1 protein-coding gene is annotated in these 542 nt (G+C 48.7%); it reads right to left on the bottom strand.

Annotated elements, in window-relative coordinates; all coding sequences use genetic code 11:
* Window positions 1-461: reverse transcriptase domain-containing protein (locus Pmgp_RS19380; RefSeq protein WP_243119967.1), on the bottom strand; the 461-nt coding region annotated here is incomplete at its 3' end.
* Window positions 462-542: the final 81 nt, after the last annotated feature.

The following is a 542-nucleotide window of genomic DNA, read 5'->3' as shown; positions in this document are numbered from 1 at the left end:
GCCTTCATTAACAGTTCATGATCAATGTTATCAAACAGGCCCTTGATGTCAAACTCCAGTACCCAATTGTACCGCCAGCATCGCTGCCGGGTGATGGCAAGTGCATCAGCGGCCGACTTTCCCGGCCGATATCCATAGGAATCAGGGTGAAAATGCGGCTCTACCTGCGGCTCAAAATAGATTTTTGCAACCATTTGCGCTACTCGATCTGCCACAGTGGGCACTCCGAGTATGCGTTTTCCACCATTTTTCTTGGGTATTTCCACCGCTTTTACAGGCGGGGGAAAATAGCTGCCAGAAGACATTCGATTCCAGATCTTGTAGAGGTTATTCTTCAAGTTTGATTCAAACGCTTCCAGACTTTCCTCGTCTATTCCGGCTGCTCCCTTGTTCGCTTTTACTCGTTGAAACGCCTCCAACACCACGTGCTTGGAGATATCATACGACTTTGTTTTGTTCATTGGCTCCTCCCTTGCGGTTGACCATTGTTCAAAACTGGATAACACAGCCCCTTCGCTCCACTCCCATTACGGAGCTTCGTC

The sequence above is a fragment of the Pelotomaculum propionicicum genome, assembly GCF_004369225.1.
Lineage (GTDB): Bacteria > Bacillota > Desulfotomaculia > Desulfotomaculales > Pelotomaculaceae > Pelotomaculum_B > Pelotomaculum_B propionicicum.
This window is presented reverse-complemented; position numbering and strand designations above follow the sequence as displayed.